The organism is Nicoliella sp. ESL1106 (assembly GCF_058509965.1).
Map to the genome: position 1 here is coordinate 755,552 of NZ_CP196340.1, position 15,997 is coordinate 771,548.

A 15,997-nucleotide genomic window follows, 5' to 3' on the forward strand; every position below is an offset into this window, starting at 1 on the left:
GAATTGGCACGCTTTAAAATCATATTAGCTTACGATGGCACTAATTTTGCGGGATTTCAAAAACAACCCCATCAACGAACGATTGAGGGAGTTTTAACTAGTGTTGTTAATAAAATGGCTAAAAACCCAGATCCTAAAATTCCTGTATTTGGATCGGGGCGCACTGATGCAGGTGTTCATGCTTTGGGCCAAGTAGTTCATTTTGATTTTCCGTATCAAATTAGTGAAGTTGGAATGTTAAAGGGGATTAACAGTATGCTGCCCCTTGATATGGAAGTTACAAACGTTCAAATAGTTGCTGATGATTTTCATGCTCGATATGATGTTTCTGGAAAACGTTATATGTATCGATTTGATTTAAGTGAATTTATTAATCCTTTTAAAAGATTCTATACGGGACATTGGCGTTTCCCAGTAGATATTGATAAAATAAAAAAAGCAATTATCGACTTGGTTGGTGAACATGACTTTTCGAGTTTTGTTGCTTCCGGATCGACGGCTAAGACAAATGTAAGAACAATTTACGAAGCCACTTGTTACCTTGATAAACAACAAAATGAAGTTGTTTTAGAATTTTATGGAAACGGGTTCTTATATAACATGGTAAGAATTATGGCTGGGGTTCTAATCGAAATCGGTGCTGGCAGAAGAGATGTTAACGATATTAAACGGCTCTTTAAAGTTAAAAATCGAAATCAGGCGCGCTTGACAGCGCCAGCTAGCGGACTATATTTAAAGCGGGTTTATTATGAGGGCGATGATCCTAAGCATCCAACTAAATTACCAGTCAAACAACGTTAATTTATTATTGACTTTATTGATAAATGTTTGTATTATGGTAGTTGGTATTGTTTGCCCCACAATAAAGCCCCGGAAACTTTTAGTTGGTGTCGAACAAACACAGAAACATGGAGGAATTCAAATTGCGTACAACATATATGGCAAAACCAGGTGAAGTAGAACGCAAATGGTACGTTATCGATGCAGATGGCATCGAATTAGGACGTTTATCAACTGTTGTTGCTTCAATCTTAAGAGGAAAAAATAAACCAACATTTACACCAAACGTTGATACTGGTGATAATGTTATTGTTATTAATGCATCAAAGATTGCATTATCAGGTCGTAAGGCTGCTAACAAGGTTTACTACCACCACTCCAGTTATATTGGTGGTTTGAAATCAAAGACTGCAGGCCAAATGCGTGAAAATACACCTGAAAAGCTTATCGAAACTTCAGTTAAGGGTATGTTACCTCATGGCACTTTGGGTCACCAAGTATTTTTGAAGTTACATGTATACGCTGGCGAAGATCATAAGCATGAAGCTCAAAACCCAGAAAAGTTAGACATTAGTAAATTAATTTAAGGAGGGGACTAATTTGGCTCAAGTACAATATCGCGGCACTGGTCGCCGTAAAGATTCAACTGCACGAGTACGCTTAGTACCCGGAACTGGTAAGGTTGTTATTAACGACAAGCCAGTTGAAGATTACATTCCATTTGCAAACTTACGAGAAGTAATTATGCAACCATTTAATGTTACTGAAACTCTTGGTAACTATGACGTTTTTGCTAACGTTAATGGTGGTGGTTACTCTGGTCAATCTGGAGCAACTCGTCATGGAATTGCACGTGCATTATTAGATGTAGACCCAGATTTCCGTGGTCCATTAAAGCGCGCTGGTTTATTAACTCGTGATCCTCGGATGAAGGAACGTAAGAAACCAGGTTTGAAGAAGGCTCGTAAGGCTGGTCAATTCTCAAAACGTTAAAATTTATTTTTATACATTTTGGCTCTGCTCCCGTTTGGAAGCAGAGTTTTTTTGTTCGATTTAAAAGGAGTTTAGTCATGAATAATACATCAAAATTAGTGATAAGGGCCATTTTTATTGCTTTGATAATCATTCAAACTACAGTACCAGGATTGGGATATATTCCAATTGGCCCGTTAAGTTTAACCATTATTCCAATCACAGTGGTTATTGCTACGGTTACATTAGGGACTAGTGATGGGGTATTAATTGGAACGATTTGGGGATTAATTACGTTTGTAAGAGCGTTCTTTTGGCCGACTAGCCCATTAGCTCAATATGTTTTTATTAATCCGCTTGTGTCTGTTTTACCGAGAATTTTAATCGGATTAGTAGCTGGAATAATCTATAACCGTATTTTTCATGCCAAAAATTCTAAATTAATTTTGGCACTTACTGGTATAATTGGATCTTTGACAAATACAGTTTTGTTATTGAGCATGATTTACGTTTTTTATCATGGATATGCTCAGCAACTATACAACATTAATGTGAAAGCACTTTTGCCTTATTTGTTAACTGTATTTACCACAAATGGAGTTTTGGAGGCGATAATAGCTGCTGTTATAACACCACTAGTCTCTATCCCATTAACTAAATTCATTAATAAGCAAAGAAGACTGTGACATACGTCTTCAAATATAAAAATGACGGACCCTATATTCATTAGGGGTTGGTCAAATAATTATGGATTCGTATTAACGATGATGAATAAAAAATGGTTCTTGGTATAAGAAATTTTTATTTCCTATATCAAGAACCATTTTATGGTCTTACGATCTATTCTCCGTTTTAACTAATCTTCTTTTTTAGGTTCTTCCTTTTTACGAGGAGCTGCTTTGATCATCTTTAACTTCTTATTATTGATAACGACCTTATTATGGTACTTATCAACGATTGCAGGATCATCAGAATTGAAGGAAATGAGAAATGAATTTGTATATCCCTTTTCGATAATTCCAGTAAATTTCTGTTTTTCTAATGTAAATGATACTTGGTCTCCAACGTTGTACTTTGCTTGTTCTGGACTAACCTCAGTATTTTTAGCCAAAATGCTCATCTCCTAAAACGTTTTATCCTTTGCAATATAACTAAAAAAAACTACAATGTCAATTTATTTTCTTAAAAATCTCTACATATCATCTAAATTAGATTGTTTTTAATTTTAAATCTCGTTAAAATGAATTATAAATATAGTTCACGGAATAGGAGAATATAAATGAAATTACTTGAAGAACGGATCAAAAAAGAGGGAACGGTACTACCAGGTAACATTCTAAAAGTTGATCGTTTTTTAAATCACCAAGTTGACCCACAGCTAATGGATGAGTTAGGGCAAGAATTTGCTAGACTGTTTAAAAATGATCATATCACTAGAATCTTAACTGTTGAATCTTCCGGTATTGCTCCTGCTGTTTTTGCAGGACTTCATTTAAACGTTCCAGTCGTTTTTGCACGTAAGAACAAGAGTTTGACGCATAATTCTAATATCTATTTTGCAGATGTTTATTCATATACTAAGCAAGTTACTAATCAAATTAGTATTGATAAGCGTTTTATTAATTCAAATGATAATGTTTTGATCATTGATGATTTTTTGGCTAATGGACAAGCTGTTTCTGGTTTATTAGATATTATTAAAGATGCTGGAGCTAAGATCGCAGGGGTTGGAATCGTGATCGAAAAGAGTTTCCAAGATGGTCATAAGTTAATCAATGAAAAGGGAATCAAACTAGAATCACTTGCTAGGGTGAAGTCCCTTGATGATAATCAAGTGACATTTGTAGAATAAAATAGTTGAAAGTAGTGATTTAATTGACTAATAATTTTATTTATCCCGGTGATACTATCGGAATTATTAATAATGATGTCAATTCATTTAATTTAATCACAGCAGCAAAAAGAAACGGACTAAAAGTGGGAATGTACACTGATAATGCTGATAATCAGTTTGATTCAATTGCTGACTTTGTGATCAATGCCTCTTTAAAGGATACCGATAAGCTAAAGGATTTCGCACAACGTTGCGATGTTATTACCTATAATTCAATTCGTACGAATTCAGACTTAATTAACTATCTGACTCAGTTTACGAGGGTCCCACAGGGAACTGATATTTTAGAAATTATGAATGATCGTCTGATTGAACAGGCATTTTTAAATGATTTGAATGTTAATACGTTGCCTTATGTTACGATCGTAGAATTAAATGATCTTTATAATTCAATTGATTCAATTGGCTATCCAGCAATTTTGAAGCCGATTCAAAAATCATTTTTCAATGATCAACAGTTAATTATTCATAATCAAGTTGATATTGCCAGGGCAGCGATTATGCTAGATCGGGGTACCTACATTTTAGAGCCATATATTGAACATGAATTTGAATATTCATTGAATATTATTAATGGGATGAAAGATGAACCCAAGTTGATTCCATTAGTTCAGTGTAGATATAAGGGAAAGCAGTTAATTAGCGCATCTAATATTACCGCCTTGAGTTCGGATGTTAAAACGGAAATGAATCGGATTGGAAATCTAGTTTCTGATAATTTAAAATATTTTGGAGCCTTTAAAATAAAATTCTTGGTTACTAATAATGATACGATCTACATTAAATCGATTGAACCAAGGCTAGATATAGAATCAATGATCTTCGACCGTTGTGTTGAAAGTATCACCGACGGTCATTTAAGATCGATTTGCGGATTACCTACTTATCCAAAGGTAGATGATGATACTTTTTACCTTAGAACGTTTACTCAAGATCAACTTGAAGATATAAAACGTCAATGGGCCCTAAAACCGAATTGGCAATTTGTATTTTATACCAAGGGTGAGAACGAACATGGTGCAATTGGTCATGTAATCGTTCCGACTAGTGATTTAGATAAAACTTTAGAGCAAGTGAATAACTCTGGAATTTGGGATTAATAAGTGTCGGTATATTAACTATATCGGCGCTTTTGTGTTATTAGTTATTAAAAAATTGCTATGCTATAATAATAATGATAAGAGATTGAGAGAGGATTGAATAACGTTGTCCAATAATGAACTTTTGGCAGGGATGAACGATAAGCAAAGTGAAGCCGTTTTACAAACTGAGGGCCCGCTATTAATTATGGCAGGTGCAGGTAGTGGTAAAACGCGTGTTTTAACTCATCGAATTGCACATCTAATTCAGGATAATAATGTTTTGCCCTGGAATATTTTGGCGATTACTTTTACTAATAAAGCTGCACGAGAAATGAAAGAACGGGTCATTAAACTATTGGGGCCTAGTGGAAATGAAGTTTGGGTTTCTACCTTCCATGCTCTTTGCGTTAGAATTTTAAGACGTTATATTGATATTTTAGGTTATGATAAATCATTTACGATTGCTGGGACTAGTGAACAACAAACTTTAATTAAGAATATTTTAAAGGATTTAGATTATGATCCAAAGATTTACAGCCCCCGTTCAATTTTATCGATGATTTCGAACGCCAAAAACGATTTACAAACGCCAAATGAGTTTGTATCGAATAATAATAATGCTGAAAATCCCTTTATTAAGGTGACTGGTGAAGTTTATAAACAATATCAAAAAGAACTTCATCGCAATCAATCGGTTGATTTTGATGACTTGATCATGATGACAATTCAATTGTTTGAAAAAGCCCCTGATGTTTTACATTATTACCAAGATAAGTTTAAGTATATCCACGTTGATGAATACCAAGATACGAACGAGGCACAATATAGACTCGTTCACATGCTAGGTGAAAAGTACGAAAACGTTTGTGTAGTTGGGGATGCTGACCAAAGTATCTATGGTTGGCGTGGCGCAAATATGAATAATATCTTAGACTTTCAAGATGATTATCCTAAGGCGCATGTGACATTATTGGAACAAAACTATCGTTCGACTAAAACAATTTTGAACGCTGCAAATGCAGTTATTCAAAATAACGAAGAACGTAAGGATAAAAATTTATGGACTGAAAATGCAGTCGGAGAAAAAATTACTTATTATCGTGCGCAGAGTGAATTTGATGAATCACGCTTTGTTGTTACAAATATTAAGAATGAAATGAGTAACAATCATTATTCATATGGTGATTTTGCGGTTTTATATCGAACTAATGCACAATCACGTGTAATTGAAGAAACCCTTTTAAAATCTAATATTCCATATACAATTGTTGGTGGTCATAAGTTTTACGATCGTAAGGAAATCCAAGATGTTTTAGCGTACTTAACATTGCTTGCTAATCCAAGTGATTCCATGAGTTTACAAAGAATCATTAATGAACCTAAACGTGGAATTGGCGCCGCTAGTATTGAAAAGCTAGTTAATTTTGCTAATGCTAACTCATGGAGTGTATTTGAAGCTTGTCAAAACATTGAATTAAATAATGATATTAGTAGTCGAGCTAGAAGGGCAATTGATAATTTTGGTGCGGTAATGACAGCCCTACAAGCCGATGTAAATAAATTATCATTAACTGACTTAACGAATGCCGTATTAGAAAAAACTGGTTATTTATCGACCTTAAAAGCTTCAAAGACATTGGAAGCAAATGCGCGTGTTGAAAATATTGAGGAATTTTTATCAGTTACAAAGCATTTCGATGACTCTCATCAAGATGGCTCAGATGATGGTACGTTAGTTGACTTTCTTTCTGATCTATCGTTAGTATCAGCACAGGATGATATTGCTGAAAATACCCCAGAAGTAACCCTAATGACTTTGCATGCAGCAAAGGGACTAGAATTTCCAGTCGTATTTATGATTGGGATGGAAGATAGTATTTTTCCACTTTCCAAAGCAATGGAGAATCCAAAGGAGCTAGAAGAAGAACGTCGATTGGCTTATGTTGGAATTACACGTGCGCAAAAGAAACTTTATTTAACAAATACATTTGCCAGAATGTTATATGGTCGAAGACAAACGAATCCAGCCTCCCAATTTATCGAAGAGATTAACCCCGATTTAATTAATGCAGTTAACTCGAATGGAAGGACTGCTTCTAGTGGGTCAGTTAAAACCCCATTTGATAGTCCAAATAATCGTAATGCTCGTTTTGCTAATTCTTCTCCTTATCGGGGACCAAGTAGTCATAAGTCAACGAAGCAAACAACTGGGGCTAGCAACCAGACTTGGAATGTTGGAGACAAGGTTTCTCATAAAGCTTGGGGAACTGGAACCGTTGTGAAAGTTGACGGAAACGGTGAAAGCATGGAATTAGATATTGCATTTCCAACTCCAACTGGTGTGAAAAAATTACTTGCAGCATTTGCACCAATTACTAAGGAATAAATCTTTTGAGGAGGAATGTTTGTGAGTACTAAAGGTTCTGAACAAGCTGCTGAGCAAAAGATAAATGAAATTAAGCCAAAACTAAAAAGATGGAGTCGTGAATACTACGTTCAAGATAAACCTAGTGTTGAAGATGCTGTCTATGATGCCACTTACCAGGAATTAGTTAACCTAGAAAAGAAGTATCCTAATTTAATTACCGCTGATTCACCAACTCAAAATGTGGGTGGACAAGTCCTACCACAATTTTCAAAAGTGAATCATAATATTCCCTTATTATCATTAGGGGATGTTTTTTCAAAAACTGAATTGGATGATTTTACCGTTAGAATTGAAAAAAATTACCCAGAAGTAGCGCAATTTAACTGTGAACTGAAAATTGATGGACTCTCGATATCATTACGTTATGAAAATGGATTGCTTGTTGAGGGATCGACTCGTGGTAATGGTCAAATTGGTGAAGATATTACTAGGAATTTAAAAACGATTCCCTCGATCCCGCAAAAATTAACCCGTCCAATCACGATTGAAGTTCGGGGAGAATGTTATATGCCTAAGGATTCATTTGCAAAATTAAATGAAGAGCGGGAACGGAATGGAGAAAACGTTTTTGCTAACCCCAGAAATGCAGCCGCGGGTAGTTTAAGACAGTTAAATCCACGCATTACTGCTAGTCGTCATTTAAGTACGTTTATGTACAATGTGGCTGATTATAATGATTTAAAAACGAATACCCAAAGTGGTTTGTTAGCTGAGTTAAAGGATTTAGGGTTTAAAATTAACCCTAGCTATCAAGTTGCTAATAATTTAGATCAAATTAATTCTTATATTGATGAATATCAAGCAAAACGTGATAGCTTAGAATATGGAATTGATGGAATCGTGGTTAAAGTGAACGAATTAAATCTACAAACCCAAATTGGTGCGACCGTTAAAGTTCCCAAGTGGGCGATTGCATATAAGTTCCCTCCCGAAGAAGAAGAGACCAAATTAACCGATATTGAATGGACGGTCGGTAGAACTGGTGTCGTAACTCCTACGGCTGTTATGGAACCAGTTAAGCTAGCTGGAACCATTGTTTCGAGAGCTTCTCTTCATAATCCTGACTATTTGAAAGAAAAGGGTGTTCGAATCGGTGATACCGTTAAGTTGCATAAAGCCGGGGATATTATTCCAGAAATATCCGAATATATTGCGACTAAGCGACCGAAAGATTCTAAACCATATTTAATTCCGACCGAATGTCCTTCTTGTAAGGCTAAATTGGTTCATTTAGATGACGAAGTCGCATTGAGATGTATTAATCCAGCTTGTCCTGCACAGCTTACTGAGCAAATGACTCATTTTGCTTCTCGAAATGCAATGGATATTACTGGGTTGGGCCCTAGAATCGTTCAACAACTTTTTGATCATAAGTTATTATCTGATGTTGCAGGACTTTATAGTTTGAAATTGGATGATCTATTAAATTTGGATAAGTTTGGTCCTAAATCTGCTGAAAACTTATTAAATTCTATTAATAATAGTCGAAATAATTCTATGGAACGCTTATTATTTGGGTTAGGAATTCGACATGTTGGTTCTAAAGCAGCTAGATTAATCTCTGAACACTTTAAAACGATCGACGCTTTAAAAGAAGCTGATGCAGATTCGATTGCTTCAATTAATTCAATGGGGACTGTGATTGCTGATAGTGTTACGACTTACTTTAGTAGTACTCCAGCACAAAGATTAATAAATCAACTAAAATCATTGGGGGTTAACATGCGTTATACCCGTTCAGATGAATCGAAGAATGATAATTCATTTTTTGATCAGAAAAAAGTTGTACTAACTGGTAAACTTGAGCAAATGACCAGGCCTGAAGCAACTGCCTGGCTGCAAGATCATGGTGCTAACGTTACCAGTAGTGTTTCTAAGAGTACTGATTTAGTGATTGCTGGCAAGGATGCCGGTAGTAAGCTGACTAAGGCGGAAAGCTTGGACATCACGGTTTGGGACGAACAACGTTTTATTTCAGAAATTAAAGGTTAGCGCATTTAGGAGGAATCATTTTGAAACGTTTAAGTGTTGTTATCGCTGCCTTGGCATCGATAGTTTTATTGGCTGCCTGTGGTAGTAGTAATAGTAGTAAAAATAGCAGTAAGACCAGTGATACTCAATTGACTGGCCAATCTGATACTAATTATTATCAAAGTGTAATTAAAAATGGACATTATTTGACTAGTAAGTCACGTGGAGTCAATGTTCAACAAAACGGAAATCAACTGAACTTAAAAAGTTTTGAAGCTGGTTTAATGAACATCTCAAAAAAGCAATTTTCAACTGGTAAATATGTATTCCAAGAGGGACAATACGTTTCCACTGATACGACTGAAAACTGGCTAGGGAGAAAGACTAAGAGTAATCCTGAGGGGTTGAACCCAGCTGGTAAGGATACCAAGGTACCACTATATTTGCAACAAATGGATGAGCAAGATTTCTTAACCCAAGATGGGAACTCACTTAAAATGAGTGGGATGACGATTGGATTAGGAATTAATTCCATTTACTATTACCAAAAGCAAGCTTATGGTGCGACTTATCAAATGAAGCTTAGTGATGCTGAAATCAAGTCACAAAGTAAGCGGATGGCGAATACAATTCTTGCTAGATTACGCAAAAATAAAGCGTTGAAAGATATTCCAATCGTAATTGCATTATATAAGCAAGCTCCAGATGACAGTTTAGTTGGTGGTAATTTCTTTGCTTATTCCGTTAATGATGGATCTTCGACCAGTGTTTCAAATTGGACTTCTATTAACCAACAAAACTATGTGTTCCCAGTTGCTTCTGGTCAAAAGGGGCCTTCTAATAACAGTGATGAAAATGATTTTTCTAACTTCAAGACCCAAATTCAAAACTTCTTCCCGAACTTAAGCGGAGTGACTGCACAAGCACAATATATGAATGGTTCATTAACTGGGATGAATATTAACATTACGACCCAATTTTATAGTCAAACTGAAATCATTAGTTTTACCCAATATCTTCAATCGACTGCTTCCAAGTACCTACCTACTGGGGTCCCGATTGATATTACCGTTGCTTCCACAACGGGAGTCCAAAGTTTCCTATCAAGAAGTACAAATTCAAAGAACTTTACATTCCATATATTTAACAGCTATTAATAATAAATAGTGTTAAAATATGAGATGAGATCAAAATTAAATTCAGAAAGAAGGACAATTGATGGCTGACAGAATTGACAAAGAAACGGTTAATCACGTTGCTGAATTAGCAAAGTTATCTTTAACCGAGGATCAATTACCTTACTTCACTGGTCAATTAGATAGTATTATGGATTTAGTTGATACATTAAGTGAGGTTGATACTGATGGAGTAGAACCTACTTACAGTGTTACCGACCAAATTAATGTAATGCGCGAAGACGTTGCTCAAAATTGGGGCGAACGTGATGCATTGCTAAACAATGCTCCCGAAGTAGCAGACGGCTTAATTCGGGTACCTACGATCATTGACGAAAGCGAGGATTAATGATGAATTATTTTGATAAAGATATTACCAGTATTCATCAAGCCTTAGTTAATGGTGACATTACCGCTGAAGAATTAACTAAGCAAACGCTTGATAATATCAAAGCTTCAGACTCAGACATCAATGCCTTCATTAATTTAGATGAAGATGGCGCAATTAAAGCGGCCCAAGCAATTGATAAAGCTGGAATTGACCCAGATAACGTCTTATCAGGGGTTCCAGTTGCCATTAAGGATAATATCCTAACCAATGGCTTTACCACCACTGCAGCATCTAAAATGCTTGAAAACTTCAAGCCTATTTTTGACGCAACGGTAATGAAAAAGTTAAATGCTAAGCAGACCATCACCGTTGGTAAAACGAATATGGATGAGTTTGCCATGGGTGGATCAACTGAAAACTCAGCGTTCAAAAAGACCCATAACCCTTGGAACTTAAGTAAGGTTCCTGGTGGTTCTTCTGGTGGTTCTGCTGCCTCAGTTGCCGCTGGTCAAATTATCTTTGCACTGGGTTCTGATACTGGTGGTTCAATTCGCCAACCAGCTGCTTATAATGGGATCGTTGGGTTAAAGCCCACTTACGGTCGGGTCTCTCGTTGGGGATTGATCGCTTTTGGTTCTAGTTTGGATCAAATCGGTCCATTGACCAGAAATGTGTTCGATAACGCAGTGGTATTGAACGCCATTGCAGGCCATGATGAACATGACTTGACCAGCTCAGACAAGGAAGTTCCTGACTATACCGCTACCATTAAGGACGGGGTCAAGGGCATGAAGATTGCATTGCCTAAGGAATACCTTGCTGAAGGAATTTCACAAGACGTTAAAGACGCTATCTTAAAGGCTGCCGAAACCTACAAGCAATTAGGCGCAACCGTTGAAGAAGTATCATTACCAAACACTAAGTACGGGGTTGCTGCTTACTATATTTTGGCTTCCTCAGAAGCTTCTTCTAACTTACAAAGATTTGATGGGATTCGTTACGGATACCGTTCTCCTGAAGCTAAGAACCTTGAAGAAGTTTATGTCAAGAGTCGTTCTGAAGGATTTGGGGACGAAGTTAAACGTCGGATCATGCTTGGAACCTTCTCGCTTTCAGCTGGGGCATTTGATGCCTATTTCCAAAAAGCTGCAAAGGTTAGAACTTTGATGATCAATGATTTCAAGAAGGTCTTCAAAGATTACGACTTGATTTTAGGACCAACTGCACCGACGACTGCTTTTGGAATTGGCGAAGATATTTCTGACCCAGTTACCATGTACTTGAACGATGCAATGACGATTCCAGTTAACCTAGCTGGTCTCCCTGCAATGTCACTTCCAGCAGGGTTTAGTGATGGGATGCCAATTGGGATGCAATTAATCGGCCGCCCATTTGATGAAGCTACCATCTACAAGGCTGGTTACGCATTCGAACAAAATACTGATTTCCATAAGGAAACGCCAGAAGTGGGAGGGGACAAATAATGAATTTTGAAACGACTATTGGTTTGGAAGTTCATATTGAATTAAAGACCAATTCTAAAATTTTTAGTCCTTCACCAGTTGACTATGGTGATGAGCCTAATGCTAATACCAACGTGATTGATTGGGGATATCCTGGGGTATTACCTAGCACTAATAAGCAGGTAGTTGCCAATGGGATTACTGCTGCGTTGGCATTAAACGCTGAAATTGAAAGACACCCACACTTTGATCGGAAGAACTATTTCTATCCAGATAATCCAAAGGCTTACCAAATCACCCAAAATGATAAACCAGATGCCCATGATGGTTGGTTGGAAATTGAAGTTGATGGTAAGAAGAAGAAAATTGGAATTGCAGAAATGCATATTGAAGAAGATGCTGGGAAAAACAGTCACGGGCGGAATTACTCCTACGTTGATTTGAATCGGCAGGGAACTCCTTTGATCGAAATTGTTTCAAAACCTGAAATCTCCACCCCAGATGAAGCGTACGCATACCTTGAAACATTAAGACAACGAATCCAATTTACTGGGATTTCTGATGTTAAGATGGAAGAAGGTTCGATGCGGGCAGATGTTAATATTTCAATCCGTCCAATTGGCCAAAAGGAATTTGGTCAAAAGGTTGAAATTAAGAACATGAACTCATTTAACTATGTGCGCAAGGCCTTGGCATACGAACAACAACGGCAAAGACAGGTCCTTATGTCTGGTGGCAAGATTCAACAAGAAACCCGTCGGTTCGACGAAAAGAATAATACTACAATTCTAATGCGGGTCAAGGAAGGTGCGGATGATTACCGTTACTTCCCAGAACCAGACCTACCAGCATTGGATATTTCAGATGAATGGATCAACGAACTGCGTGAATCCCTTCCAGAAATGCCAAACGAAAGAAAACAACGTTATGTTAATGATTTAGGCTTAACAGATTATGATGCGATGGTTCTGACCCAAACCAAGGAAATGTCTGATTTCTTTGATCAATTAGTTGCATTAGGAGCTGATCCTAAAATTGCTTCTAACTACTTGCAAGTAAACGTGAACGGATACTTGAATGAAGAACAGGTCGACCTAGCTGATACCAAGATCACTCCTGAAAACCTAGCATCCATGATTAAGCTAATTAGTGATGGTACGATTTCCAGTAAGATGGCTAAGAAGGTCTTTAAGGCGGTAACCGAAGGGGAAGAACCTAAGGAATTCGTCGAAAAGAAGGGCTTAGTTCAATTATCAGATCCTGCTAAGTTACAACCAATTATTGATGAAATCCTAGCTGCCAACCCACAATCAATTGAAGATTTCAATAATGGGAAGGATCGCGCTAAGGGATTCTTAGTTGGTCAAATCATGAAACAAACTCGTGGAAAAGCCAACCCACAAGTGGTTAACGAGTTGTTAATGAAAGCTTTAAACAAATAGGAGAGTTGTGTAAGAATGCGAAAGCGGGCAAGAATTATTTATAACCCGACCGCCGGACGTGAAGCTCTGAAGCAAAAAATGATTGACATTTTAAGTGTTTATGAAAAAGCTGGTTATGAAACCAGCGTTTTTGCAACTACTCCCCAACCTAATTCTGCTAAGAATGAGGCGATTAGAGTGGCTAAAGATGGGTTTGAATTAGTAGTTGCTGCTGGTGGTGACGGAACCTTAAATGAAGTAATTAACGGTTTAGCACCACTGCCGCATCGGCCTAAATTAGCAATTATTCCGGCCGGAACTACTAATGACTACGCACGGGCGCTTCATATTCCGCGTGAAGATCCAGTTGCGGCTGCTAAAGTTGTCTTAAAGAAGCAGTCTTTAAAAATGGATGTTGGTCAAGCTGGCGATAATTATTTTATTAATATTGCTGGTGGTGGTTTATTAACTGAATTAACTTATGATGTTCCTTCAGATTTAAAAACCATTTTCGGTTACCTGGCGTACTTAGTTAAGGGTGCCGAGATGCTACCCAGAATTAGACCAATTCAAATGGATCTTAAGTATGACGGTGGTCACTTTAAGGGCAAAGCTTCAATGTTTTTATTAGCAATGACTAATTCGATCGGTGGGTTAGAAAGAATTGTTCCTGACGCATCATTAGACGACGGTCAGTTTACTTTAATTATTGTTAAAACCAGTAATCTGGTTCAAATTGCTAGATTGTTAGCAAAAGTGATTAACGGTGGTCGACATATTGATGATCCTAAAATCATTTATAAGAAGACGACTAGGTTAACCGCAAAACCAGTAAATAATAAAATGCAGATTAATTTGGATGGTGAATATGGTGGAGACGCCCCAATGGTATTTACGAACCTAAAGCAACATATCGATACCATTGTGGACGTTGATAAATTACCGGATACTGCGTTTAGTGATACTGGGACAATTGAAGCCGAACAAAAATTTGTTCAAAAAGTTGATAAATTAAGTTAAAACAAGTTTTAAAAAAGAAAAATTTTGCTGTATGATTGAGATATAGCAAAATTTTTTTATTTATAGAATAGGGGACTAAATTTGAAAACGCCAGTACAAGCAGGCAAGACCTATAACGTTAAAATCGTTGATTTAACATACCAAGGACTCGGGGTTGCTAAAATCGAAGACTTTCCAGTCTTTGTTAACAATACCCTGCCTGGTGAAACCGCAGTAATTAAAGTGAAGGATATTAAAAAGAACTTTGCATTTGGATCACTTGTTGAACTGACCAGCAAGAGCGCCGATCGGGTTGAAAATGTCAATTGGGACTATCTCCAAACTGGAATTGCACCATTGCAACACTTGAGCTACGAAGCTCAATTACGCTTTAAGCAACACCAAATTGAAGAGTTATTTGATAAGCAAAAGATTAAGGTCGATGTCTTACCAACGATGGGAATGGAGCATCCTGATCACTATCGTAATAAGGCATTGATTCCAGTTAAGATGATCAATGGCGAGTTGACAACTGGTTTTTATAAAAATCATTCCCATGACTTAGTTCCGATTGAAGATTTCTATATTCAACAACCAGAAATTGACCATGCGATTCTAGTGGTTCGGGATGTTTTACGCAAGTACCATGTTCGTCCGTATGATGAAAAGAATCACAACGGAGTGATTAGAAACATTATGGTTCGCCGCGGTTACTACAGTCATGAAATGATGATTGGTTTGATCACGCGGACTAAAAAATTACAATTAGCTGATCAAATTGTAAATGAAATTGTGGATGCCCTGCCAGAAGTGAAGAGTATTGTGCAAAACGTTAATTTGAAGGACAATAACGTGTTGTTGGGCAAGAAGAATAATGTTTTATATGGGAAGCAATACATTACGGATGAATTGCTGGGCCTGAAGTTCGCAATTTCTTTGAATTCTTTCTACCAGGTCAACCCAGTGCAAACTGAAAAGCTGTATTCACTTGCGATTGACCATGCTGATTTAGGTCCTAATGATGTCGTGATCGATGCTTACTGTGGAATCGGAACGATTTCATTGGCTGTTGCGCAACACGTTAAGCAGGTCTACGGGGTGGAAATCATTCCCCAAGCAATCGAAGATGCCAAAATCAACGCCCAAAAGAACCACATTAACAACGTGAAGTTCGTGGCTGCTAAGGCTGAAGATCAAATGGCCAAGTGGCAAGCACAGGGCTTGAAACCTGACGCCATCATCGTTGATCCACCACGCAAGGGATTAGCATCATCATTCATCGACAGTGCGGTTGAAATGCAACCTAAGAAGCTAATCTACGTCTCATGTGGACCATCAACGTTGGTTCGTGATACAAAGCGCTTAATGGAAAAAGGCTACCATATTTCACGGCCCATCCAGCCAGTTGATCAATTCCCACAAACGGTGCATGTGGAAAGTGTAACCATTTTTGAAAGAGATTAGATAAATTAAGAGAGCTA

Annotated in this window: 15 protein-coding genes; 14 read left to right on the forward strand and 1 reads right to left on the reverse strand. The window is 37.2% G+C overall.

The window, feature by feature from the left end; genetic code table 11:
* The first annotated feature begins 3 nt into the window (after positions 1-3).
* From truA to ACSVI6_RS03130, 4 genes are all read left to right on the forward strand, one after another.
* Positions 4-801, forward strand: a complete 798-nt coding sequence (gene truA, locus ACSVI6_RS03115) for a tRNA pseudouridine(38-40) synthase TruA (RefSeq protein WP_491720930.1) — start codon at positions 4-6, stop codon at positions 799-801.
* A gap of 122 nt (positions 802-923) precedes the next feature.
* Positions 924-1,367, forward strand: a complete 444-nt coding sequence (gene rplM, locus ACSVI6_RS03120; RefSeq protein WP_491717246.1) for a 50S ribosomal protein L13 — start codon at positions 924-926, stop codon at positions 1,365-1,367.
* A gap of 13 nt (positions 1,368-1,380) precedes the next feature.
* Complete coding sequence (rpsI, locus tag ACSVI6_RS03125) at positions 1,381-1,773, forward strand: 30S ribosomal protein S9 (RefSeq protein ID WP_491717247.1); 393 nt, start codon at positions 1,381-1,383, stop codon at positions 1,771-1,773.
* 77 nt (positions 1,774-1,850) lie between these two features.
* Positions 1,851-2,438: an ECF transporter S component gene (locus ACSVI6_RS03130; protein WP_491720931.1), complete on the forward strand. Its 588-nt coding sequence runs from the start codon at positions 1,851-1,853 to the stop codon at positions 2,436-2,438.
* A gap of 170 nt (positions 2,439-2,608) precedes the next feature.
* Here ACSVI6_RS03130 and ACSVI6_RS03135 read toward each other — a convergent pair whose 3' ends face one another.
* Positions 2,609-2,863, reverse strand: a complete 255-nt coding sequence (locus ACSVI6_RS03135; RefSeq protein WP_491717249.1) for a DUF2187 domain-containing protein — start codon at positions 2,861-2,863, stop codon at positions 2,609-2,611.
* A gap of 168 nt (positions 2,864-3,031) precedes the next feature.
* Here ACSVI6_RS03135 and ACSVI6_RS03140 point away from each other — a divergent pair, with 168 nt between their 5' ends.
* The 10 genes from ACSVI6_RS03140 to rlmD all read left to right on the forward strand — a co-directional run bounded on the left by ACSVI6_RS03140 (position 3,032) and on the right by rlmD (position 15,980).
* Positions 3,032-3,604, forward strand: coding sequence for a xanthine phosphoribosyltransferase (locus tag ACSVI6_RS03140; protein WP_491717250.1), 573 nt, complete (start codon positions 3,032-3,034; stop codon positions 3,602-3,604).
* A gap of 23 nt (positions 3,605-3,627) precedes the next feature.
* On the forward strand, positions 3,628-4,746 hold the full coding sequence (locus ACSVI6_RS03145) for an ATP-grasp domain-containing protein (protein ID WP_491720932.1): 1,119 nt from the start codon (positions 3,628-3,630) through the stop codon (positions 4,744-4,746).
* 106 nt (positions 4,747-4,852) lie between these two features.
* Positions 4,853-7,114: a DNA helicase PcrA gene (pcrA, locus tag ACSVI6_RS03150; protein ID WP_491720933.1), complete on the forward strand. Its 2,262-nt coding sequence runs from the start codon at positions 4,853-4,855 to the stop codon at positions 7,112-7,114.
* A 21-nt stretch (positions 7,115-7,135) separates the two neighbouring features.
* Positions 7,136-9,148 (forward strand): NAD-dependent DNA ligase LigA, encoded by a 2,013-nt coding sequence (gene ligA / locus ACSVI6_RS03155; RefSeq protein ID WP_491720934.1) that lies wholly within the window; start codon positions 7,136-7,138, stop codon positions 9,146-9,148.
* Positions 9,149-9,168: 20 nt separating this feature from the next.
* A complete protein-coding gene (locus ACSVI6_RS03160) occupies positions 9,169-10,284 on the forward strand; it encodes a CamS family sex pheromone protein (protein ID WP_491720935.1) in 1,116 nt (371 codons plus the stop codon).
* 61 nt (positions 10,285-10,345) lie between these two features.
* The gene (gene gatC / locus ACSVI6_RS03165; protein WP_219054236.1) at positions 10,346-10,651 is read left to right on the forward strand and encodes an Asp-tRNA(Asn)/Glu-tRNA(Gln) amidotransferase subunit GatC; all 306 of its coding nucleotides are present in this window, start codon (positions 10,346-10,348) and stop codon (positions 10,649-10,651) included.
* 2 nt (positions 10,652-10,653) lie between these two features.
* Complete coding sequence (gene gatA / locus ACSVI6_RS03170; RefSeq protein WP_491720936.1) at positions 10,654-12,117, forward strand: Asp-tRNA(Asn)/Glu-tRNA(Gln) amidotransferase subunit GatA; 1,464 nt, start codon at positions 10,654-10,656, stop codon at positions 12,115-12,117.
* Positions 12,117-13,538, forward strand: a complete 1,422-nt coding sequence (gene gatB / locus ACSVI6_RS03175; RefSeq protein ID WP_491717256.1) for an Asp-tRNA(Asn)/Glu-tRNA(Gln) amidotransferase subunit GatB — start codon at positions 12,117-12,119, stop codon at positions 13,536-13,538. Before gatA ends, gatB begins: the two co-directional genes overlap by 1 nt.
* A 15-nt stretch (positions 13,539-13,553) precedes the next feature.
* The gene (locus tag ACSVI6_RS03180; RefSeq protein WP_491717257.1) at positions 13,554-14,537 is read left to right on the forward strand and encodes a diacylglycerol kinase; all 984 of its coding nucleotides are present in this window, start codon (positions 13,554-13,556) and stop codon (positions 14,535-14,537) included.
* Positions 14,538-14,618: 81 nt separating this feature from the next.
* Positions 14,619-15,980 carry a 23S rRNA (uracil(1939)-C(5))-methyltransferase RlmD gene (gene rlmD, locus ACSVI6_RS03185; protein ID WP_491717258.1) on the forward strand — a complete coding sequence of 454 codons (1,362 nt, stop codon included), beginning with the start codon at positions 14,619-14,621 and terminating at the stop codon, positions 15,978-15,980.
* The last annotated feature ends 17 nt before the right edge of the window (positions 15,981-15,997 follow it).